The sequence below is a fragment of the Nocardia sp. CA-119907 genome, assembly GCF_050955995.1.
Classification (GTDB): domain Bacteria; phylum Actinomycetota; class Actinomycetes; order Mycobacteriales; family Mycobacteriaceae; genus Nocardia.
In genome coordinates this window covers 9,634,921-9,656,032 of record NZ_CP192091.1, presented here as the reverse complement: position 1 = coordinate 9,656,032, position 21,112 = coordinate 9,634,921, and the positions used below count along the sequence as shown (strand labels likewise).

Annotated in this window: 13 protein-coding genes; 4 read left to right on the top strand and 9 right to left on the bottom strand. The window is 67.5% G+C overall.

Features of this window, described 5'->3' with window-relative positions; translation table 11 throughout:
- Positions 1-67: 67 nt before the first annotated feature.
- The 3 genes from ACQP2D_RS43350 to ACQP2D_RS43340 all read right to left on the bottom strand — a co-directional run bounded on the left by ACQP2D_RS43350 (position 68) and on the right by ACQP2D_RS43340 (position 7,984).
- Entirely contained in the window at positions 68-4,555 is a 4,488-nt protein-coding gene (locus ACQP2D_RS43350) for a lipid II flippase MurJ (RefSeq protein ID WP_433681671.1), read from the bottom strand.
- 184 nt (positions 4,556-4,739) lie between these two features.
- Positions 4,740-7,451, bottom strand: a complete 2,712-nt coding sequence (locus ACQP2D_RS43345; RefSeq protein ID WP_433681670.1) for a DUF6049 family protein — start codon at positions 7,449-7,451, stop codon at positions 4,740-4,742.
- The gene (locus tag ACQP2D_RS43340) at positions 7,448-7,984 is read right to left on the bottom strand and encodes an NUDIX hydrolase (protein WP_354960251.1); all 537 of its coding nucleotides are present in this window, start codon (positions 7,982-7,984) and stop codon (positions 7,448-7,450) included. Before ACQP2D_RS43340 ends, ACQP2D_RS43345 begins: the two co-directional genes overlap by 4 nt.
- Positions 7,985-8,475: 491 nt before the next feature.
- Between ACQP2D_RS43340 and ACQP2D_RS43335 the strand changes: the two genes are divergently transcribed.
- Positions 8,476-9,906, top strand: coding sequence for a CCA tRNA nucleotidyltransferase (locus ACQP2D_RS43335; protein ID WP_433681669.1), 1,431 nt, complete (start codon positions 8,476-8,478; stop codon positions 9,904-9,906).
- A 33-nt stretch (positions 9,907-9,939) separates the two neighbouring features.
- Here the strand turns inward: ACQP2D_RS43335 and ACQP2D_RS43330 are convergent, their stop codons facing one another.
- The 3 genes from ACQP2D_RS43330 to ACQP2D_RS43320 all read right to left on the bottom strand — a co-directional run bounded on the left by ACQP2D_RS43330 (position 9,940) and on the right by ACQP2D_RS43320 (position 16,325).
- Positions 9,940-10,755 (bottom strand): hypothetical protein, encoded by an 816-nt coding sequence (locus ACQP2D_RS43330; protein ID WP_433681668.1) that lies wholly within the window; start codon positions 10,753-10,755, stop codon positions 9,940-9,942.
- Positions 10,756-10,966: 211 nt separating this feature from the next.
- Entirely contained in the window at positions 10,967-14,578 is a 3,612-nt protein-coding gene (locus ACQP2D_RS43325) for a hydantoinase B/oxoprolinase family protein (RefSeq protein WP_433681667.1), read from the bottom strand.
- 73 nt (positions 14,579-14,651) lie between these two features.
- The gene (locus ACQP2D_RS43320; RefSeq protein WP_433681666.1) at positions 14,652-16,325 is read right to left on the bottom strand and encodes a DUF4185 domain-containing protein; all 1,674 of its coding nucleotides are present in this window, start codon (positions 16,323-16,325) and stop codon (positions 14,652-14,654) included.
- A gap of 155 nt (positions 16,326-16,480) precedes the next feature.
- On the opposite strand from ACQP2D_RS43320, the gene ACQP2D_RS43315 reads away from it, so the two are divergent.
- Positions 16,481-17,035: a hypothetical protein gene (locus tag ACQP2D_RS43315; RefSeq protein ID WP_433681665.1), complete on the top strand. Its 555-nt coding sequence runs from the start codon at positions 16,481-16,483 to the stop codon at positions 17,033-17,035.
- Here ACQP2D_RS43315 and ACQP2D_RS43310 read toward each other — a convergent pair.
- Together ACQP2D_RS43310 and ACQP2D_RS43305 are read right to left on the bottom strand one after the other, a co-directional pair.
- Positions 17,025-18,377, bottom strand: a complete 1,353-nt coding sequence (locus ACQP2D_RS43310; RefSeq protein ID WP_433681664.1) for an MFS transporter — start codon at positions 18,375-18,377, stop codon at positions 17,025-17,027. The two genes, ACQP2D_RS43315 and ACQP2D_RS43310, sit on opposite strands and share 11 nt — an antisense overlap.
- A gap of 36 nt (positions 18,378-18,413) precedes the next feature.
- Positions 18,414-18,881, bottom strand: a complete 468-nt coding sequence (locus ACQP2D_RS43305; RefSeq protein WP_433681663.1) for an NUDIX hydrolase — start codon at positions 18,879-18,881, stop codon at positions 18,414-18,416.
- A 260-nt stretch (positions 18,882-19,141) separates the two neighbouring features.
- On the opposite strand from ACQP2D_RS43305, the gene ACQP2D_RS43300 reads away from it, so the two are divergent.
- Entirely contained in the window at positions 19,142-19,927 is a 786-nt protein-coding gene (locus ACQP2D_RS43300) for a pirin family protein (protein ID WP_433681662.1), read from the top strand.
- 115 nt (positions 19,928-20,042) lie between these two features.
- Complete coding sequence (locus ACQP2D_RS43295; protein WP_433681661.1) at positions 20,043-20,525, top strand: DUF4190 domain-containing protein; 483 nt, start codon at positions 20,043-20,045, stop codon at positions 20,523-20,525.
- Here ACQP2D_RS43295 and ACQP2D_RS43290 read toward each other — a convergent pair.
- Entirely contained in the window at positions 20,503-21,054 is a 552-nt protein-coding gene (locus tag ACQP2D_RS43290; RefSeq protein ID WP_433681660.1) for a hypothetical protein, read from the bottom strand. The genes ACQP2D_RS43295 and ACQP2D_RS43290 overlap by 23 nt on opposite strands.
- Positions 21,055-21,112: the final 58 nt, after the last annotated feature.

Genomic DNA, 21,112 nt, shown 5'->3' with positions numbered 1-21,112 from the left:
TCGGCGCCGGATCTGTACGCGGGCCTAGCGGGTCTTACTTGTACGGCCTAAATATGCGGTGCGGCGGTCACGCTGCGGCGTCGAAGCGGATTTCGGCGATCGAGGTCTGGAACTGGCCACCGGAGTTACCCAGACCGGTGATCCACACGAGCACATAACGGGCCGCCTGATCGGCGTGGACCGGGATCTCGGTGATGCCGTTCTCTAGTCGTGCCGAGCCGATCAACTGGGTCTGGTCCAGGGTCGGCGATGCCGTCGGCGAGGTGCGGATCTCGACCGAGGTGCCCACACTCGGCGATTCGATCGAGACATTGGTCAGCTTGGCCGGACTCGGCAGTGTGGCCAGCAGCCCGACGCCCTTCTTCAGCGCCGGGAACTGCTGGAAGTACTGATCGGTGCGCCAAGCGGTGCCCGAATCGTGATCGAGCACCGCCCCCGTACCGCCGACATTGTCCGGCGTGCCCTCCGGGGAGAAGACCGTCACGCCGGTCACCGGAACCGGCACCCCGCCCGTGGGCGTACCCGTGGTGCCGCCGGTCGTCGGCGCGGGTCCGGGCGCGCTGTTCGTGGTGAGACCGATATTGCGCTGCTCGTTGAGCGGGGCGTCCGAGGCACCCGGTGCGAAGACACTCACCATCCACCAGATGATGATGCCGACCACCAGCGCGGCCAGGATGCCCAGCCCGACCATGATCCACATCATCCGCTGCGAGCGTTCCCGTTCCGCCGCAAGCAATTCCGGATCGGCGAGCGATTCGTCGGCGCCGCTCTGCGGACGCTGACCGAGGCGCAGTACCGGGATGAAGTCGGTTTTCTGATCGACCACCGAGGCCTGTTCGAGCACATGCTGCACGGTCGCCGCGGTGCGCACACCCTTATTCGATTCCAGCGAGCGAACCGCGACCGCCGAAATCTCGAACGGCACCTCGGGCCGGATCTGCCGCGGCTCGACGGGAGTTCCGTCCGAGCCGAAATCGGCCAGCCGCAATCCGCCGACCGTCGCGGCGGTACCGGTCATACCGCCGGCGCGGATCGGCCAGCGCGCGGTGATGAGCGCGTAGAGCATGGCGCCGAGGCCGCGCACATCGGACTGTGCGTCGGAATCGGACAGCGTGCCGGGGAATGCGAGCACCGCATCACCGGTCGCACTGATCCGGACCCGATCCGGATGATCGATGGACAGCGAACCACCGCCGCGGTGCGCCAGTTCGGCGGCCGAAGCCAGTGCCCGGATGGCTCTGGCGGCACCGATCGGTGACGGCACCGTCTCGGCCATCTCGCGCAGCGACCGACCCGGCGTCCACTCGGCGACCACGATGCCGCCGGAGCTGCCGCGGACCACATCCAGCACGCGGGCCAGGCCCGGCGAATTGATCCGGCCGAGGCGCAGCGTGCGCGACAGGATGGCCTGCGGACCGTCGTGGCCGGAGTTGTCGGTGGCCTTCTGATCGGCGTCGACGAAGGTGAGCGCGACCTCGCGGTCGAGCTTGATATCGAGCGCCTGCCAGAATTTGAGCCCACGGGAACCGCCGTGGCTGGCCAGCAGCCGGTAGCGGCCGCCCGCGACCGATGCGCCCGGAATCAGCTTGGGACCGCGCGGTGTACGTCGACCGGCCGGATCGCCGCCGCCCATCGGCGGCAGCTGCGGCGGGATCGGGATCATCCCGGTGTCGTACATCGGATCGCGCTGCGGTGCCTCCCGCGGTTGCTCACCGGATCCGGGCTCCGAATCGTGCCCCGGCGGCCCGTCGGCCGCCGGGCTCGCGTATGCGGGATCGGAGGCCTCCCCGGTGGACGGAACATCTGTGGAGAGCCCGCCTGCCTTGGTCGCAGCGGATTCGGCGGCTGGGACGCCGCCCGGCGCCGCGTCGTCGCTCACCCTCGTTCCTCCTTCGCCCTGATATGTCGAAGTTTCGGCGAACTCGCCACTTGTGCTTCTCTGCCGAACAGGGTACGGGAACTCACCCATACCGGTGCTGTCAACGGTATGAGCTCTGATCACGGGCAGCACCATGGTCTGGGCATCCATGTACGGGTCGAAGCCCGGGTATGCCACATAGGGCTCGGGCCGCCGGAACACCTGCGTCGCGTATTCGTCCTCGACCGGACCCTCGAGGTCGAGATCCGGTGCGGGCGGGGTGAACCCGAGGCGCCGGGAGATGGCCACGGTGATCGCGACGATCTCTGGAATACCAGCGAGTCGCATCAGCCCGAAAGCGACCGCGAACATGACGATCGCCGATATCGTCACCCGGATCAGCGAACCGGGTCCGCCGGAGAGCCGGTCGAGCCCGAGCACCTTGTCCACGATGAGCATGACCGCGCCGCCCGCGATCGAGGCGAGCAGGACGCGGGTCACCGTGCGTCCGACATTGACCATGCGCAGATCGCCGAGACTCTGGTGCAGCAGATAGCCGCCGATGATGGCACCGGCCAGGAAGCCGAGACCGGTCGCGACACCGAGGATGATCACGACCTGATCGCTGCTGCTCGCGAGGAACGGCGCCAGCGCCGAGAACAGGATCTTGATCGTGGTGATGCCGAGGATGATCCAGGTGGGCGTCCAGGCCTGCTCCCTGGCGTAGAAGACGCGCAGGTGGATCAGCACCAGCGAATACGGGATCAGCGCGAAGGCCGACCAGCTGACCGCCTCACCGAGACGTTCGGCGTCACCGGAGAAGCGGGCGTAGCCGAACAGCGCCTCGCCGACCTGTGGTCCGGCGAGCGTCAGGAAGGTGACCACGGGGACCAGCGCGATCATCGTCAACCGGGTCGCGACGGACAGATCGTCCACCACGGCCGGGGTGTCGTCGGCTGCGGCGTTGCGGCTCAGCCGGGGCATGATCGCGGTCAGCAGCGTGACACCGAGTACGCCGTACGGCAGTTGGAGCAGCAGCCAGGCGTTGGTGTAGATCGCCGGTCCGGCCGCATCGGCCGCCGAGGCGATGTGGTTCGAGACGATCAGCCCGACCTGGCTGATCACCACGTACACGATGATGGCCGAGCCCATCTTGCCGAACTGCCTGAGCCGCGCGTCGATGCCCCACAGCGGACGCAGATCGATATTGTTGCGCCGGATCGCGGGCAGCAGGCTCAGCGCCTGGGTGGCGACGCCGAGTGTGATGCCGCCGCCGAGGACCAGCAGTTTCGGATCACTCATCCGGACCGGATCCAGGGTGATCTCACCCGGTGTCAGGGCGTAGAGGGCCAGCACGACCAGCACGACGACGTTGTTCAGCACGGGCGCCCAGGCACCCGGTTTGAAGTTCTGTCTGGTATTCAGGATCGCCGTGAACAGCGCGGACATGCCGTAGAACAGGATGGCGGGTACCAGCAGATAGGTCAGCGCCGTCGTCAGCTCGGTATTGACCTTGCCGTCGGAGGACACGAAGACCCGGGTCGCCAGCACCGGCGTCGCCGCGGCGGCGAACAGTGTGGCCGCGGCGAGTACCGCGAAGGCTGCGGTCACCAGCCTGCGGACGAAGGCGGCGCCGCCATCGTCGTCCTCTTGTTCGGCGCGCACCAGCGTCGGCACCACCATCGCGGTCAGCACCGCGCCGAGCACGAGCTCGGTGATCATATTCGGGATCAGGTTGGCCGAGGTGTAGGCACTGGCGATGGCCGGGCCGAGCGCGGTCAGCAGCAGCAGCTGTTTGCCGAAGCCGGTGACTCGGCTGATCAGTGTCGCGATCGCGATCGAACCGGAGTCGCGCAGCAGTCGCGAACTAGCGCTCTGCTTGGTGTCGGTGGCGACCGGCTCCGCGGCGGGTTCGGCGGGCCATTCCTGGGTGCGCGGGCGGCTGCCCGGCTCCCGTGGCGGGCGCTGCTGTTCCACCGGGGGCAGCCCCCGATCGACGTGCGGTCGCTCCGGTCGCGGTCGCTCGATCGGTGGCTGCCGCGTCACGGGGGGCTGCGGCGGCGGTGTCTGATAGTTCGGCCGCGGCGCTTGATAGTTCGGCGGCGGCGCGAAACGCTGTGGCGGCACTCGGGGCGGCTGCCCCTGCGGTCCGGGGGCCGGCTGGCCGGGCGGCATCGGGCGCGGCCGGGCCGGGCCGGGTGGTGGTCCGGCCGGGTATTGGCGCTGGCCCGGATGCGATTGCTGGCCAGGATGTGGCCGGGGGTCAGGATACTGCTGGCCGTCCGGGTACTGCTGGCCGTCCGGGTACTGCTGGGGCCGGGGCCCAGGCCGCTGCGGCGGCGCGGATTGGCGGGGCAGTGCGCCCGATGGTGGCGCCACCGGTCCGTTGGGCTGCGGTGCGGGTTGGCGGGGCAGGGCGCCGGAGGGGGGCGCCATCGGTCCGGTAGGCGGCTGGACGACGCGCGGTGCCGGGCGGGCCGGTGGCACCGGACGCGGTGGCTGGCCGGGGCGGCTCACCTGGGGTACGCGCGGCGCATCGCCGTAGCGGTCATCGGGAGTCATATCCGCGTCCTCCGGTTCTTCCGGTGACTGCGCCAGGCGCCGCTCCCAAGGTGCCGCGGGCGCCCGGCGGGCCTGGGGTCCGTCGGGCCGATCAACAGGTCGTTGCCGATGAGCGGATAGGTCATCGTCGCTCATCGTGCCTCCTGCGCCATGCTGTCCCCCCGCCACCCGGCCGATGGCGTCCAGGCTGTTACGCGATTGTCCTCCACGATGCCACGAGAGGTGCCGGGTCGGCACCGATCAGGGGTGGTCGACTGCTTGCGGGTCGGTCGAACAGACTCAGCGACGACAGCCGCGCACGAGCGAGGTGTCGTCGTCCTCATCTCGCCTCCTGCTGCTCCTGTTGCCGTAGTACGCGCTGACGCGCTCGCCGATACCTGTTCACCCGGCGCCGGGTGCCCGGATCGAACCCTTCGTCGGCCGGATCCGGCTGTCCGCGGAACCGGCGCCACAACCGGCGCCCGGCCAACAGGAACAGCAGTATTCCGGCACACGCCGTAATTATCGCCAAGGTCTGACCGTAAGCGTTAGAACGCACCGAGACCGAGGTGGGATTGCCGAGTGCGACACCGTCGGGCGTGGTAAGGGAGATCGGAATGACCAGGTTACGGCTATCGCTGACCTCGGTCGGAATCTGGAACGACCGACTCCCGGTAGGCGGCAGCGTTTCCTCGCCGGGATCGGTGATCTTCGTCTCCGTCGGCGCTTCGATCCGGAACCTGATCCGGATGGCAACCGGCAGCTCGTTGCGGGCGACCAAGAGCAATGGGCTCTGTTCGGAGGCCAGCGTGTACACCCCGCCCGGCGGCAGCACGGTGACCGAACCATAGAGCCGGTCCGTCGTGCGCGTGGTCTGGTCGAGGCGGCGCTGGGCATAGGTGTCCGGCTGCGCCGAATCGCCGGAGCGGCGATCCGAGAGCGTCAGTACGCGCAGCAGATCGTCGCGCAGCGGGGTCAGGAATTGGCGCGGCGTCGGCTCGTTCTCGGGCACCTCGACGAGGGCGCGCATGAGTTCGGTGATGCGGTGTCCCTGGTCGCGGACCGGGACTACGAAGCGATCCGGGACGGCGTCGTGGGCGGCCTGCGGCAGATAGTCGGGTTCGTGCGGCTGCGCGTCGGGCGGCTCGGCGACCAACTCTGCGAGCGTGCGCGGCGTGGCGAGATTGTTGCGCAGCAGCAGCTCGACCTGTTTGAGGATCGCGGTGGCCTCTTCCCGGTTCGCCCCCCACTGCTGGGGTGGCACCAGCAATAACGAACGCGGGCGGTTCGGCTCCGGGTTCAGCGCGGTCCAGGTGATGGCGCCCAGTGCGTCCTGCAGCCGGGCCATCCGTGAGTCGTTGGTGACGTCGTAACGCACCCGGGACGGGGTGAACGACGGTGTCGGCGGGTTGGAGCCGACCGCGGCGAGGGCGGTCGCGGACCAGATGTCGAAGGTCGCCGCGTGCAGGGCCGGATCGGCGGGCGGGGTCACCGGTTGGGTCGCGGCTCCGGGGGGCGGCGTGGTCGCAGTGGTGGTTGTGCCGGGCGCGGATGTGCTGGGCGTCCCGCTGGCCTGCGGTTCCGGTTCCGGAGTCGCCTCCGCCGTACCGTTCGGTGTGACCGGTGCCGGGGCGATTTCGGCGAGGCGGACCACATCGGGGGTGCTCGTCTCCGGCAGCGGCGGACTCGTGGTGTAGGTCTGGTTGGCGGTGCTCTGATTGCCGTTGATGCGTCCGGTGGTCGGCTGTTGCGACGCCGCTGTGGTCCCGGCGGTGCCGAGCGGGACGGCGGCGGTGTCGGCCAGTACCGCGGTGCCGAAACCGTGGCTGCGCAACAACATTCCCGCGCTGTCATCGATGGAGCCGGAATCGGGCACGCTCACCCCGCGCACCGATTTGGTGGCCAGGATCGAATCGACGATATCGGCGGGGGCGTCCAGCGCGCGGGCGGACAGCTCCGGATCGTTGACCGCGGCCAGCGCCGTCACATCGACCTGCGCGAACGGCAGCGCGACCGTGCAGACCGAGGACGCGACCGCGCGCAGCCGGTCCAGCCAGGTCTGGGCCTGCTCGGCACCGGAGCCCGCCCTGGTCGCGCCGTCCGGATCGGACGGGCTGGCCAGCACCCGGTAGCCCCTGGTCATCGCCTGTGCGGTGATCAGCAGATCGGGATCGACCGCGACGCAGACCGCCGAGGTGAGCGTCCGATCGCGAGTGGCCGGATTGGTGCCGAGCACCGATTCCAAGGCGCCGAGCAATTGGTCGAGGCGTCCGCCCTTGCCCAGCGATGCGGCCAATTCGTCGTCGGTGAGCTCGGCCTTCCCATTGACCGAGCCGGGGACGCCCGCCACCAGTCGCGGGCGATCGGCCAGCGGCCAGAGCAGCGTCGTCGCCGCCGGCGTATCGGGCACCGGCTGGGTCGCGGCACCGGAGGCATCGGCCGCTGGCGGGACGCCGAGCACCGGGAGCAGGAACCGGGCATCGTCGAGGCGGGCCTGCGTGCCGTAGGCCGGTTCCCCGTTGACGTTCAACAGCAGCGGATAGACGCCGGGCTTGGTGATATCGAGGGCGGCCGAGCTGGCCGAGTGCAGCGCGATGCTGATCGTGAACTGTTTGCGCTGGCCCGGGCTCAAACGTTCGGCGACATCCTCGAACGGGCCGGTCACGTCGTAGTTGACCTGGTCGAGCCGCAGTGTCGAGCGCAGCGCGCTCGGTGTCGCGACCGCGGCGGCGCGCTGAATGCGGACGCTGATGTCCTCGACCACCCGGTCGCCGATATTGGTCACGGTGCCCGCGACCGTGAGGATCGGGTCGCTGGTCGTGGTCACCGCGGACGGATTCACCGAATCCAGGGTGAGCTTCAAAAATTTCGGCGATGACGAACTATTCGGCGTCGTCGGCTGGGCGGCGGCGTGCTGAGTGATCAACACCGGTAGCGCCGTCGCCGAGCCGAGAATGGTCAGGACCGCCGCGATGATCCGGAACAGGCCCACCCGTCGCCCGGCCACCACCCCCCACGGAATCGCTGCGCGATGCCGAAAAGTCTGGGTCATCGCTTGCCGGTCTCCATCCGGTCGATCATCCGGTTCGCCACTTCGGCGAGGCGCCGCTCATCGGCGTAGGCCAGCCGAGAATCCAGTTCGCTCAATGGAACCCACGCGACCTGTGTGACCTCGACATCGGCGTCGGAGAGTTCACCACCGATGGAGCGCAGCAGATAATGATGCACGGTCTTGTGTACCCGGCGACCCTCGGTGACGAACCAGTAATCGATGCTGCCGAGTTCGGCGACCACGATTCCGTTGATTCCGGTCTCCTCGGCGACCTCGCGGATCGCCGTCTGCTCGGGCGTCTCCCCCTCTTCGATATGTCCCTTGGGCAGCGACCAGAGCAGTCTGCCACGTCGATCGGTCCGCCCGATCAGCGCCGCACTGCGATTCTCGCTCGGCCCGTCCAACCCGTCCACGACAAGTCCACCCGCCGAGGTTTCCCGTACCGTGCGCATGCGCGGTTTCGCCGCGTTGGCGGCCGAACCGCGGCGCCGGGGTTGGCGGCGTCGACTGTTCGCGCGATCGGCCGGAGACACCACGCAATCCTACTGTGCTGAATTGCCGCGCCTCCGGCGCGGCGTGTTGGCGGCCCCCTGTTGTCTCGCGTCCGAGCCGCCGAGACTCGCGACTTCGTCGCATGCGCTTCGACGACCCGGACGCGAGACGGGCCGCCAACGGTCGCTCGTAGGACTCGCTCCGTGGTGGTCGCTGATGTGCGGATCGTTCGACATCGGGCGTACACCGCCCAGTGGTCGCGACTTCGTCGCATGCGCTTCGACGGCTCGGCGCGAGGCGGGCTGCGAACTCCTCCCTAGTCAGACTCGCTCCGTGTGGGCTGGGTATCGCGAGCTGGCGTTGTGCCGATCCGGGGGTGCTGGGTCTTCATGTGCGGCACGCGGTAGCCGGCTTGCCGCATGCGTTTGGCCTTATATATCTGGGGTGGCCGCGTGGGTCGCGCTGGAATATCGGTTGGGCGGGCTCGGTAAGCTGCTACTTCGTGGTTTCGCCCAAGTCCGAGGATGCAGCGTTGGATCGACGTACCCGATTGCTGGCCGCGGCCGCGGTCACGCTCGGACGGCTATCCGATGTGCTGACGCCATTGGGCGAGTTGTTCGCCGCGCGCGGTCATGAGCTGTACCTGGTCGGGGGCAGCGTGCGCGACGCCGTGCTCGGGCGGCTGGGGACCGATCTGGATTTCACCACCGATGCCAGGCCGGAGCAGGTGCAGGAGTTGCTGCGCGGCTGGGCCGATCATCTGTGGGATACCGGTGGGCTGGCCTTCGGCACGGTGAGCGCGTCGAAGGCCGATCAGCAGTTGGAGATCACCACCTTTCGCAGCGATACTTATGACCGGGTGTCGCGCAATCCCGAGGTGACCTTCGGTGATTCGCTCGCGGGCGATCTGGTGCGCCGCGATTTCACGGTCAACGCGATGGCGGTGAAGATCGGCGCCGAGGGGTCGCTGGAGTTCGTCGATCCGCTCGGCGGCATGGACGCGCTGCTCGCCGGCATGCTGGATACCCCTGCGGCGCCGGAGGATTCGTTCCACGACGATCCGCTGCGCATGCTGCGGGCGGCGCGCTTCGTCGCACAACTGGGCTTCGAACTGCATCCGCGGGTGCGGGCCGCGATCACCGCGATGGCGGGTGAGATCGAGCGGATCACCGCCGAGCGGGTGCGCACCGAACTGGATAAACTCATCGCCTCCGCACATCCGATCGACGGCATCAACGTCATGTGTGAGACCGGTCTGGCCCAGCTGGTGCTGCCCGAGGTGCCCGCAATGAAGCTGGAGATCGACGAGCACCACCAGCACAAGGATGTCTACTGGCATTCGCTCACCGTGCTGCAGCAGGCCATCGACCTGGAGGAGGGCGATCCGGACCTGGTGCTGCGCTGGGCCGCGCTGCTGCACGATATCGGCAAGCCCGACACCAAGCGCAATGAACCGGGCGGCGGCGTCAGCTTCCACCACCACGAGGTGGTCGGCGCGAAGATGGTGCGCAAGCGGATGCGAGCGCTCAAGTACCCCAAGCAGTTCACCGAGGACGTGGCGCGACTGGTGTTCCTGCACTTGCGTTTTCACGGCTATGGCAAGGGGCAGTGGACGGATTCGGCGGTGCGCCGCTACGTCACCGATGCCGATGATCTGCTGCTCCGGCTGCACAAACTGGTCCGCGCCGACTGCACCACCCGCAATAAGCGCCGGGCCGCCGCGCTGCGCGGCACCTATGACGAGCTAGAGGCGCGCATCGCCAGGCTGCAGGAGCAGGAGGATCTGGATCGGGTCCGCCCGGATCTGGACGGCAACGCGATCATGGAGCTGCTCGGCATTCCCGCGGGGCCCGAGGTCGGCAAGGCGTGGCGGTTCCTGAAGGAGCTGCGCTTGGACCGCGGACCGCTCGGCCGGGACGAGGCCGAGGCCGCGCTGGTGGAATGGTGGAAGTCCCAAGGCTGAGGTCGCGGGTCGGGAACATGATTCGCAGCCGGGTCAGAAGACGATCAGCGTGGTCCCGGCCACGATCGCCGAGCGGATCTGCGCCAGATCGAACGAACCGGTGATCTGCGGCAGCTCGACCCGGAAGCGCACCAGATCACCCTCGCGGGTGGCGTGCACGATGCGCGCGTCGTTCGGCAGCCGATCCAACAGGATCGCCGGGGCGGTGGGGATATTTCGCGGTATCGGTATGCCCAGCCAGTTCGCCCGCTGGATCTCGACGGTCACCAGGTTGTCGCGGACCTGCGCCTCCACCAATGCGGTGATGCGGCGGCGTCGATGTTTCGCCCGGATCAATCCGGTCGCGTCGATGCCGAGCTGCCAGTCGAGCTGTTGGGTATTGAGCCAGCCGACCAGTGCCTCGGTGGTGACGGTCCCGTTCAGGTCCAACTGCTGTGCCCGCACCTTGGTCGGCACGCCGGGTACCAGGCGGACCCCGTGCGCGATCACGGTGACCTGCTCGATCGGGTGATCATCCCAGCGCATCCTGGACAGCACGGTCTTGGTCTGGAAATGCGCGCCGCGGCGGCGCACCTTGAGCACCTGCAGTGTCGCGTGCAGGTCATGGCCGAGCAGAGTGGCGCTGACCTCTTGGCCGCCGAACCGGCTGAGAATGCCCTCACTCAGCACGGTCATCAGCACGTCCGGCATCAGCGCGGTGACCGTGCCCGCACCGAGGTCGGCCACCGGATCGACCCAGGCGGTGGTGAAGGAAAGCCACTGCTCCAGCAGCGATTGGTCGAAGAGTCGCTTCCCCAAGTCGACGGCCCGCATCGGTGACCATGACGTCGGATCGAAATACGTGGCCATGATTGCTCCGAGCGTACTTGGCGTGGGCGAACACGACTATGTGCGCAGCTGTGACAAAGTGGGCAATACTGCGTATCGACGCAATGACATGATCCAACGCGGCGGCCATTCTGCCGTATCTGCGGATCGATTCGCCTATCTTGTCCGCATCTGCGGAACAATGCTGACACGACGACTCTTTGGCACCGTGATGCGGCCGAACTGCCCGGTTTCAGCTGCCGTATCCCCCACCGCCGGGCGTCTCGATGACCAGCACATCACCGGACTCCAGCTGCGCCGAATCCGCGCCGCGCAACTCCTGCACCGTGCCGTCCGCACGCTCGATCCGGTTGCGGCCCATAGCGCCCGGCGCACCGCCTGCCATGCCATAGGGCGGCACCCGGCGGTGACTCGACAGCGTCGATACCGTGACCGCCTCGGTGAACCGCAGTCGGCGCACGGCGCCGTCACCGCCGTGCCATCGACCCGCGCCACCGCTGCCGGTGCGCACCGAGAATTCCTCCAGCAGTACCGGCAGCCGCCACTCGAGCACCTCCGGGTCGGTCAGCCGGGAGTTGGTCATATGGGTCTGTACCACCGGCGCGCCGTCGAAGCCGTCGCCCGCGCCGGAACCGGAACCGATCGTCTCGTAGTACTGGCTGCGCTCATTGCCGAAGGTGACATTGTTCATCGTGCCCGATCCCTCGGCCTGCACGCCGAGCGCCGCGTACAGCGCGCCGGTGATCGCCTGGGAGGTCTCGACATTGCCAGCGACGACCGCGGCGGGCGGTTCGGGCGCGAGCATCGAGCCGGGTGGCACGATGATCTTCAGCGGGCGCAGGCAGCCGTCGTTGAGCGGGATATCGTCTGCGACCAGCGTGCGGAAGACATAGAGGACCGCCGCGTTCGCCACGGCATAGGGCGCGTTGAAATTGCCGTCCAGTTGCGCCGAGGTACCACTGAAATCGATGGTGGCGCTGCGGTTTTCCCGATCTACGGTGACCCGGACGTGAATGACGGCACCGAGGTCGGTCTCATAGGCGTATTCGCCGGCGTCGAGCGCGTCGATGACGCGGCGCACCGATTCCTCCGCATTGTCCTGCACATGACGCATATACGCCTCGACGACATCGAGCCCGAAGTGCTCGATCATCTTCCCGACCTCGTCCACACCCTTGGCATTGGCGGCGATCTGTGCACGCAGATCGGCGAGATTGGTGGCCGGATTGCGGGACGGATAGGGCGCTTCGGTGAGCAACCGGAGGGTCTGCGCCTCCCGGAACCGGCCGTTCTCGACGAGCAGCCAGTTGTCGAAGATGACCCCCTCCTCCTCGATGCGACGGCTGTTCGCTGGCATCGAGCCGGGGGCGATGCCGCCGATCTCCGCGTGATGGCCGCGCGAGGCGACATAGAAGAGAATCTGGGTGCCCGCGGTATCGAATACCGGCGTGATCACCGTGACATCGGGCAGATGGGTGCCGCCGTGGTAGGGATCGTTGACGGCGTAGGTGTCGCCGGGGCGCATCGTCGCCCCGGATTGCCTGCGTCGGATGACCTCCTTGACGCTGGTTCCCATCGATCCGAGATGTACCGGAATATGCGGCGCATTGGCGACCAGGTTGCCGTCGGGGTCGAACAGCGCGCACGAGAAGTCCAGGCGCTCTTTGATATTCACCGATTGAGCGGTCGACTCCAATCGCGCGCCCATCTGTTCGGCGATGGACATGAACAGATTGTTGAAGACCTCGAGCAGCACCGGATCCGCCTCGGTACCGGCCTGCGGTCCGGTCGCCACCGCAACCCGTTCCATGATCAGATGCCCGAGCTCGTTCAGCACCGCCTGCCAGCCGTCGTCGACGACCGTGGTGGAGTTGTCCTCGGTGATCACGGCGGGTCCGAGCACCGCCTTACCGGGCACCAATTCCGCACGCCGGTACAGGAATGTCTCGCGCCAAGCGCCGTCGGTGTGCAACCGCACGGACTCCGGCTCGCCGGTGGCCTCGGATGGCCCGGCCAGATCGGCCAGATCGGGTGGTTCGGTGAGCCCGGTCGCCTCGACCGAGAGCGCCTCGATGACGATCGGGCGGTCCAGTACGAAGGAGTAGGTCTTGCGGTGACGCTCGACGAAATCCGTTGCCATGCTGGACGGTTCGGTGAGTTCCACGGTCAGCGTGGTGTCGGTGCCGTCATAGCGCAACTGGGCGCGGCGCACGATGCGCACCCGGTGTAGGGGCACATCCTCGCCCAGTAGTTCGGCGCGGGCGACGGCCTCCAGATCGTCGGCGATTTCGCCGACGCGCGACATGGACTCATCGCGCAGCGGCAATTCCACCGATTGCTCCCGCATGGCCGTGGTATCGGCCAGACCGATGCCGAGTGCCGAGAGCACACCGGCCATCGGCGGCACCACCACGGTGCGGATGCCGAGGGAATCGGCCACCTTGCAGGCGAGTTGGCCGCCCGCGCCGCCGAAGGTGGTCAGCGCGTACCGGGTGACATCGTGGCCCTTCTGCACCGAGATCCGCTTGATCGCGGCGGCGATATTGGCGACCGCGATCTCGAGATAGCCCTCGGCGACCTGTTCCGGGGTGCGATCGTCGCCGGTGCTTTCGGCGATTTCGCCGGCCAGTTCCGCGAATCGGTCGCGTACCAGCGCATCGTCGAGCGATTCGGTACCGCTCGGACCGAAGACCCTGGGAAAGTAGTCGGATTGGATGCGACCGAGCATGACGTTGGCATCGGTGACGGTCAGCGGTCCGCCGCCGCGATAACAGGCGGGTCCCGGTACCGCGCCCGCGGAATCGGGGCCGACCCGGTAGCGGCTGCCGTCGAAGTGCAGGATCGAGCCGCCGCCCGCCGCGACCGTGTGGATATCGAGCATCGGCGCACGCAGCCGGACCCCGGCGATCTGGGTGGTGAAGACCCGCTCGTATTCGCCGGCGAAATGTGAGACGTCCGTCGAGGTTCCGCCCATATCGAATCCGATGACACGGTTGAATCCGGCGAGTTCGGACATTCGCACCATGCCGACGATGCCGCCCGCCGGACCCGACAGGATGGCGTCCTTACCGCGGAACTGGCCCGCCTCGGTGAGCCCGCCATTGGACTGCATGAACATCAGTCGCACGCCGGCGAGCTGGTCTGCGACCTGCTGGACATAGCGGCGCAGCACCGGCGAGAGATAGGCGTCCACCACCGTGGTGTCCCCCCGCGGCACGAGTTTCATCAGCGGGCTGACCTCGCTGGACAGCGAGATCTGCGGAAATCCGATATCGCGGGCGACGCGGCCGATCGCCTGTTCGTGCGCGGGATACAGGTGCGAATGCATACAGACCACGGCAATGGCGCGAATACCGCTGTCGTACAGCGGCTTCAGTGCCTCGGCCAGGGCGTCCAGGTTCGGCGGGGTCAGCACCGTGCCATCCGCAGTGACGCGTTCGTCCACCTCGATCACGTGCTCGTGCAATAGTTCCGGCAGCACGATCTCCCGTGCGAAGATCTGCGGGCGATTCTGGTAGGCGATGCGCAGTGCGTCGCGGAACCCCTTGGTGATCACCAGCACGGTGCGTTCGCCCTTGCGCTCGAGCAGGGCGTTGGTGGCGACCGTGGTACCCATCCGGACGGCTTCGATCTTTGCGCCGCCCTGTCCCGCGTCGGCGAGGATTTCCCGAATGCCGGCCACCGCGGAGTCGTCGTAGCGCGCCGGATTCTCCGAGAGCAGCTTATGGGTGACGAGACTGCCGTCGGGCCGCCTGGCCACCACATCGGTGAAGGTGCCGCCGCGATCGATCCAGAACTGCCAGCCCGGTCCGTCCGCCGGGCGTGCGGCGGCGCTGCCCGTCATCGGCGCCACCCGTGCTGAATGCGCTGGTCGGTCACATGCGCACCATACCGAACCGCCGGTGCGTCGACCCGAATCAGCGCGGCGGATCGAGTTCGGCGTGCATCAGATACACGTTGTAGGAATCCCACGCCGAGATGGTGAAGTACAGATCCTCGGCGGTGGACCACGGGTGGATGAAGCCGCCGTAGGCCTTCGGATAGTCGTCGGTCGAGACCAGCGCGACACCGTCGGTCCACGCGCCCTGCGGTGTCGCCGCGGTCCGCATCACGATCGCACTGCGGGCGGAGTCGAGGTAGACCATCTGCCACTGCTTGCTGTCCTTGTCGAACCGCACCGACAGTTCGCTGGCCATGCCGAGAACCAAAGGCGTGGCCTGGTTTTCGGCGCAGGGGGCCCAGCTGCCGCCGACCCAGTACTGGTAGGCGGATTTGTTCAGCACCTCGGTCTTCGGCACCCTGGCCAGGCCGATCACGCCGATCCGGCCATTGGGCGTGCCGAACATGTAGACGTAATCGCCCTGCGGCACCATCGCCGCCACCTGGAAACGGCCGAGTCCGAAGAAGTTGTCCCACTTGGTATGTTGGTCCTTGACCCAGGTGCGGCCATTGTCGTCGGAGTACGCGAGTCCGCCGTAGTTGGTCGACCACAGGCCCGGGATCCGGCTCCAGTGATTCACCGACATATAGCTCATGAACTGGCGCGTTCCGATCGCGAACCCGGAGGTCGGAATGGTCGTCGTCTCCCAGTTCTTGATCTTGCGGCTGGACAGCAATTCGGCCGCGTGACAGCGGCTGTCCTGCACCATGGTGTCGATGCTGAGGCCATCGGCGAGGTCGTGGTCGGTGCTATAGCCGAGCACATTGCTGCGCCAGTCCGGTCCGCCGACACCGCCACTCTGCCAGCCCTCGCCGAAGGTGTCGCCGAAGGCGACGGCGACCTCGCCGGGTTTGGTCTCCCACATGATCCCGAGATCGGTGCCGTCGACCTGCCAGCGCATATCGGTGCGATTCTGCGAACCGTGCCCGGTCACCTGACCGACCAACTCCACCGATTCCACCAGCGGCGGGGCAACAGCCGCGGCCAGCGGCCCCGGCTCGATCGGGTGCACGACACGCGGCGGCGCGGGCTGTGGTTCGGGTCCGTCGCCGCCGGGCACCGGGATCGGAACGGGTTCGATCTCCGGGCGGATCTCTATGCGCGGCAGCTGGATCGATCCGGAACCCGATCCGGACCCCGAACCCGAACCGGACCCCGAACCCGAACCGGACCCCGAACCGGATCCGGAACCCGAGCTGGACCCGGTGTTCGGCGCGGTGTTCGGCGCGGTGTTCGGTTCCGGATCGGTGGCGGGCTCCGGCGGTTTCGGGGTGTCGCGCACATCCGGGCACGGGTTGCGGCACGGGTCATCGGGCAGCGGCTCCGGATCGATCCGGGTGTTGTCCGGCACCGGGTCGGGCACCGGCACCGGCGTGATCTCCGGAACCGGCACCGGGATATCGATCTGCGGGGGCAGCTGGGGCAGCGGCGGAGGCGGTGGTGCGTTCGGGTCCGGCGCGCGGTTCAACGGATCGAATCCGATCTCGCCGCAACTGTTCACCGGCGGCGGCGCCCAGGGATACTGTGCGGCCTGCGCGACGGGCGTCGGTATGGTCAGCGCCCCGGCCAGCAGCAGGCCGAACAATGCGGGTGCACCGGGATAGGTGGCCGCCGCCGCGGATATCCGCGTGCCGCTCGGCCGAAATCCCATCCTGTTGGCTCCCTGTCGATTCGGGTCGATGCAGGATCAACTTACTCGACCGTGCTGTTCGAATGCGGTATCGCGAGCGGGTGCGATGGTATCGAATTCGCAGTGGCTTCGCGCGATGACGGAACCGGATGGGCGGGCGCCGCGTCCAAATAGATATGAACGAGATCGAGTACGTGTTCGGGACCGGCGACGGCACGGTCCACGTCTGGACCAGCCAGGCGGACCTGGATCTATCCGGATCGGGTGTGGGTGACGCGGTCGGACTCGACTTCGATGGCGACGGCCTGGCCGATGACGTGCTGTGGGATTCGCACGGCACCGGCATCGCCGATGTGGTCGGGTTGGATCTCGACGACGATGGCATACCCGACCACTTCTTCACCGATCCGACCGGCAATGGCACCTGGAGTCACGAGATCACCGGCAATCCGGCCGATGCGGACAGTGAACACCTCGACTGGATCGTGCGCACCGATCCGGAACCGGATCACTCGGCCGCCAATGGGTTCGGCGCGGCGCTGCTGAATCATGATGAGCCGCTATTGGATTCGGCGCCGTCGGAATCGCATGCCCCGACGAACAGCATCGCGCAGCGATTCGACGAGGGATGGCGGTCGGGAGACGGGTGGGCACAGGTGGCCGCGCTCGGCGAGCATCGCACCTGGTCTGCCGATGAACCCGGTTACCCCGCAATGCCGTTCAGTGAATGACCGGTGCACGCCGGTTGTTCAGCGCGATGGCCGCGATTCCGGCGCAATAGATTCCGGCGCCGACCAGCACCACGCCGATCGAGCGTCCATCCGCCGGTATCACCACCGCGGTAACCGCGATCGCCGCTACGAACGCGATATTGAAGACGGTGTCCTGCAAAGCGAATACCTGGCCGCGCCTGGTGTCACCGATGTCGATCTGCATCGTCGCGTCACCGGTCAGTTTGATGGTCTGCCCCGCCAGCCCGAACAGGAACGCACCGACGAGCAGCAGTTGATGCGCCCGGTGCGCCGCGGTGCCGGCCGTTGCGATGGCGGTCGGCGTGACCAGCGTCAACTGGACCACGGTCGCGGTGCACAGACCGAGCACGACCGTGCGTGACCGACCCAGGCGTGGAATCAGCAGCGGTGCGACGACCGCCGCGACCAGCATCCCCGCCGCGGTGGCGCCGATGGCGAGCCCGAAACGGGTCAGCCCGGTATTGGCCCCGCCGCCGTCTACCGGCGCCTGCCGCAGCACCAGCACCATGATCAGGGTGTTGGTTCCGAAAACGATCCGGTGCGTGCCGATGCCGACCATCGCGGTGGTGACCTGAACCGCCCCCCAAACCGCCGCCGCACCATGGCGCAGGCCGGTGACGACCGCATGTATCGCACTGTCGCGCATCGCCGTTCCCGGCTCCGGACCCAGCACCCCGGCCCCGAATCCGGCCGCGAGCACCGCGCCGAAGACCGACCAGACCGCGCTGATCGCCACCGCGATCGCCGAGGCGAAATCACCGGCGCCGATCAGTCCGATGATCGCGACCGCGGCGGCGGCACCGACACCGGCACAGCCCGACGCCACCGTGGCGAGCACCGAATTCGCAGGCACCAGCCAGTGCTGGTCCAGCACCCGGGGCAGGGCGGCGGACACACCGGAAAGCACGAATCTGCTGATCCCGACCACGGCCAGAGCCAGCAGCAATAAGGGTGTCGAACCGCTACCCGCCAAGAGCCCGACGCTGACCGCGCCGATCAGAATCGCCCGCAGCACATTGGCGACCAGCAGCACCGCCCGCCGGTCCCAGCGGTCCAGCAGCGCGCCGGCATAGGGGCCGATCAGCGAGTACGGCAGCAAGAGCACCGCGAAGGCGGCCGCGATGGCCAGCGGATCGGTCGCGCGCTCCGGATTGAACAGGATGGCGCCCGATAGCGCCGCCTGGAACATGCCGTCGCCGAACTGACCGGTGAAGCGGACCAGGGCCAGGCGCAGCACGCCGGGACTCTCGCGGAGCGCCGTCGGTAGCGATACCGGTCGCTCGTCCGCGGGAGTGGAGCCTTCGGGGCGACCAATGGACACCTGGGAAGGCTACCCGCCGCACGGGGAAAAGCCCGATCAGCGAATCCCGTCCGTGATCAGCGCGCTGACCGCCGCACGCATATCAGGGGCCATCGGCAGCTCGTCCAGGGTGGCGGCATCGATCCAGGCGAAGGCATCGTGTTCGCCGGGTGCCAGCGCCACCTCACCCGGCTCCGCTTCGACCACGAAGCTGTACTTGCGGACCCTGGCCTTGGTCCGGGTGGCGTAGTCGAAGCCGCCGAGGAAGTCGGTGATATGGCGCACACGCAGACCGGTCTCCTCGAACAGTTCGCGTGCCACGCATTCGGCCAGCGTCTCCCCGGATTCGACTCCGCCACCCGGCAGTTCGTACATTCCGCCGCGATAGTCGTCCGGTACGCGGCGGACTACCAGAAGTTTGCCGTCTCGGAAAACCGCGACGCCGACGACGAAATCGCTGATCCCATCGCGCTGCGCGGCGTTGCGGAGTTGTCGCTCGATGCGGGCCAGTACCTCGGGTCGCATCTGGTCGTCACCTCCGGTTGCGTTGTGGCGCATGGTGTTACGAATCCGCCCTGGGTGCGGGCGGCCGCTTCGGTGCGGTAGCGGCTGGATCACGGTGACGATTCGACGAACCGGTTGGTACTGCTCGCCTGCCGTTCACCCGCCGGTCGCTCGCGTAAAATGCCGAGTGCAGGACAATTTACTAGGAATTCGGAGTACCGCGTCGTAAGTGCTCCTACCCTGAAAGGTGATCGGTGCACGGTCCCGAGAGGAGGACCATGATGTCCACACTCACGACACCACACATCGATGTCCATCGCGGCGGCGATCGCATGAAAACGCGCGTGTCCTGGTTGGATTCGAAGCACTCGTTCTCCTTCGGGGAGCATTACGATCCCGAGAACACCCATCATGGACTACTGCTCGTCAATAACGAGGATATTGTTTCCCCTGGTCAGGGCTTTGAAACCCATCCGCACCGGGATATGGAGATCGTGACCTGGGTGCTCGGCGGCAGCCTGGTGCACCAGGATTCGCTCGGTCACAGCGGCGTCATCTATCCCGGCCTGGCGCAGCGGATGAGCGCGGGCACCGGGATCCTGCATTCGGAGAAGAACGACTCCTGGCGGCTGGACCTCGGCACCGAGCACAACGAGCCCGTGCATTTCGTGCAGATGTGGGTGGTGCCCGACGAGCCGGGCCTGGAGCCGGGCTATCAGCAACTCGAGATCGATGACGAATTGGCGGGTGGCGCGCTGGTGACCGTGGCCTCCGGCCTGCCGCGTTATCGCGACCGGACCGCGATCGCCATCGGTAGCAGTCATTCGGCAATGCACGTGGCGCGGATGGCGGGCACCGGTGATATCGAGCAGTCGGTCGACCTACCGGACGCGCCGTACCTGCATCTGTTCGTCGCCAGGGGCGAGGTGGAGATGGAGGGTGTCGGCCCGCTGTACGCGGGTGATGCGGTGCGGCTGACCAGGTCGGGGGGGCAGCGGGTGATCGCCCGCGGACCCGCGGAGATTCTGGTCTGGGAGATGCACGCGCGGCTCGGCTCGCAGCCCTAGCGATAGCTCGCAGGTCGCTGGGAAGGATAGGCCGGGCTCGGCATTAACATCCCAGGTCAGGTAGTGCGATCAGTAGCCGATTGCCGCGCAAGCGCACCGGTTGAGAGGAAGCCCCATGTCGCAGTATCCGCCGCCAGGTCAATATCCGCCGCCCGGTGACTACCCACACCCGGGGCCGTATCAGGGGCAGCCCAACTACTGGCAGGAATCGCCCAAGCGGACCGGTCTGGCCATCACCACCTTGGTGCTCGGCATCCTCGGCTTCCTGAGTTGCTGGACGCTGATCGGCGGCTACCTGTTCGGCCTGTTCGCACTGATCTTCGGCATCGTCGCGTTGTTCAAGATCCGTTCCGGCCGCGCGGGCGGCACCGGCATGGCCGTCGCCGGTCTCATCCTCGGCGTACTCGCCCTGGTCGCGGCGATCCTGCTCAGCATTGTCGGCTGGAGTTTCTTCGTCGACTCCGGTGGCAAGGACTATCTGGACTGCGTGCAGAAGGCGGGCAACGATCAGACCAAGATCAACGAATGCCGGGATAAATGGCAGCACAGCATCGAGCAGAGCTTCAGCGTGACGCTCACTCCGCGCCCGACCCCGTGATGTGGGTGACCACCGACCGTTCGAGTTCGTGCCCGCCTTTGCTGGCACACGCCCTGGTCGCGGCGATGACATCGCAGAGTTCGGGGCGGTAGTCGCCCTCGGGTGGCGCGACCCAGACCCGGTAGCCGCTGTTCTCGTCGGTCGGCGAGGGCAGCACGATCCGGCTGCCGGGTAATGCCACCGAGGCGCAGACCCGGAACAGTTCCGGGAACAGCGTCATATCGAGATACGAGTTGTCGGTCGGACCGGTGAGGAAGGACCAGCGGCTGGAGCGCGGGTGCGCGATGATCGGTCCGGTGCGCCCGCAGGCGGCCAGCAGGTGGGCGCGGACGCGCTTGCCGAGTACGGCGGGCATGACGACCGCGCCGACCGCGCCGATCTCCAACAGGATGCGCCCGAGTGCGGCATCGACGACGCCGTAGAGTCCGTTGTCCTTGCGGTAGCGGCGACAGCGGGCCAAGGCGTCCTGGGCCGCCGCGAAGTCCTGGGCCGCTGGGTAGCTACCCGGTTCCATTCGCGACGTACTCATGACGAACCTCGCCTCGACTGTGAGTGGATCGACGTGAAAAGCAAAGTTGCCGCTGAAT

Bases quoted from the DNA above. Each gene is read 5' to 3' on its own strand.
- ACQP2D_RS43350 (WP_433681671.1), bottom strand. From the start codon at position 4,555: ATGAGCGACGATGACCTATCCGCTCATCGGCAACGACCTGTTGATCGG.
- ACQP2D_RS43345 (WP_433681670.1), bottom strand. From the start codon at position 7,451: ATGACCCAGACTTTTCGGCATCGCGCAGCGATTCCGTGGGGGGTGGTG.
- ACQP2D_RS43330 (WP_433681668.1), bottom strand. From the start codon at position 10,755: ATGGCCACGTATTTCGATCCGACGTCATGGTCACCGATGCGGGCCGTC.
- ACQP2D_RS43325 (WP_433681667.1), bottom strand. From the start codon at position 14,578: ATGACGGGCAGCGCCGCCGCACGCCCGGCGGACGGACCGGGCTGGCAG.
- ACQP2D_RS43320 (WP_433681666.1), bottom strand. From the start codon at position 16,325: ATGGGATTTCGGCCGAGCGGCACGCGGATATCCGCGGCGGCGGCCACC.
- ACQP2D_RS43315 (WP_433681665.1), top strand. From the start codon at position 16,481: ATGAACGAGATCGAGTACGTGTTCGGGACCGGCGACGGCACGGTCCAC.
- ACQP2D_RS43305 (WP_433681663.1), bottom strand. From the start codon at position 18,881: ATGCGACCCGAGGTACTGGCCCGCATCGAGCGACAACTCCGCAACGCC.
- ACQP2D_RS43300 (WP_433681662.1), top strand. From the start codon at position 19,142: ATGTCCACACTCACGACACCACACATCGATGTCCATCGCGGCGGCGAT.
- ACQP2D_RS43295 (WP_433681661.1), top strand. From the start codon at position 20,043: ATGTCGCAGTATCCGCCGCCAGGTCAATATCCGCCGCCCGGTGACTAC.
- ACQP2D_RS43290 (WP_433681660.1), bottom strand. From the start codon at position 21,054: ATGAGTACGTCGCGAATGGAACCGGGTAGCTACCCAGCGGCCCAGGAC.